The sequence below is a fragment of the Gluconacetobacter sacchari genome, from assembly GCF_014174255.1.
Taxonomy (GTDB): domain Bacteria; phylum Pseudomonadota; class Alphaproteobacteria; order Acetobacterales; family Acetobacteraceae; genus Gluconacetobacter; species Gluconacetobacter sacchari.
The window spans coordinates 1-1232 of the sequence record NZ_JABEQJ010000089.1 but is presented as its reverse complement, the minus strand read 5'-3'; the positions used below and the strand labels follow the sequence as shown (position 1 = coordinate 1232).

Sequence of the window (1232 nt, the reverse complement as noted above, 5' to 3'; positions counted from 1 at the left end):
GGCTATCGCCCCCGAACCCGCCCCGTCCCTGCAACCCCAGCCACAACTATGCACCGTTTCAAAATGACACCGCCTCAACTCGGTGCGATCCCGCGCGCACAAACCACAAAAACGGAAAAATCTACGCAAAATACTCAATGTCGTGAATAAGATGGGCTAGCCCCCTTTGTCATAAGCGGTCCCATCAATCGACTGTCATTCGAAACCTACGTCGAACGTGTCCTTCTGCCGGAACTTCGGACCGGTGACATCGTGATCATGGACAACCTTTCCAGCCATAAAGGTCCTCGCACGCGGGAGTTGATCGAAAGCGTCGGTGCGGAACTGCGCTTCCTCCCGCCATACAGCCCCGATTTCAATCCTATCGAGATGGCTTTCTCAAAGCTCAAGGCCCTGCTCCGCAAGGCAGCCGAGCGAACCCGCGCCGGATTGTGGGAGACAATCGGTGTCATCTCCGGAAAATTCACGCCCACCGAATGCGCCAACTATTTCAGGGCCGCAGGATACGATCCAGACAGGTCGGATTAGACTCTAAATGGGTATTCTTGTGCCATCTAAAGATACCCATCGTACCTCGCTGCTATTTACGGGATCAAACCTTCTTGCCGTAAAGCGTTTTGAACGGCCGACCGCTCCAACATCCGCGCTGCATGACGCGACCACGCTGGGAAAGAAGATTCCATATCCAACCCGATGGCTTTCCCCCAAGAATAGAAAACAAATAAATACGGATCAACGCATGAATACGCTTCACCTACGCACCACGTTCTTCCAGAGATATTATTTTCTACTACGCCAATAAATTCCTGGAAATTGTTTTTCCCTTTTGAAATAATATTATTCCACTGATGTTCATCTTCAATGAACCGTCCGGGTCGCCATATCTGTCCATAGGCAACCGCATGTACATTGCTCGATAACCAGTTAAACCATTCCCAGCAACGAGCTTGCTCTAAAACTGATTTTGGCCAGAAATTTCTATCTGAAAATAAACTCGATAAATAAAATAGAATCGCAGGGCATTCGGTAATTATTTCCTCACCATCAATTAAAACAGGAACCCTTCCTCGTGGGTTTATTTTCAGAAACTCTTCACTTCCCGTGTCTTCGTCTCCAACGGGTGGGGTGGGGCACGGTTTTCCGAGACATTGAGGAGCGCTACGACCCTTGTGAAAGGAAGTAGCAGATGGACGACAGGAACGACGTGAATCGGAATGAAACGGAGGCCTCGG

General features: G+C 49.8%; 1 protein-coding gene and 1 pseudogene. One reads left to right on the top strand and one right to left on the bottom strand.

The features are described from left to right. Positions 1 to 156: 156 nt before the first annotated feature. A pseudogene (locus tag HLH48_RS22760) lies at positions 157 to 528 on the top strand (transposase); the annotation flags it as partial. A gap of 56 nt (positions 529 to 584) precedes the next feature. Here HLH48_RS22760 and HLH48_RS22755 read toward each other — a convergent pair. After that, positions 585 to 1232, bottom strand: a 648-nt coding sequence (locus tag HLH48_RS22755) for a glutathione S-transferase family protein (protein WP_182999719.1), incomplete at its 5' end; no start/stop codon positions are given.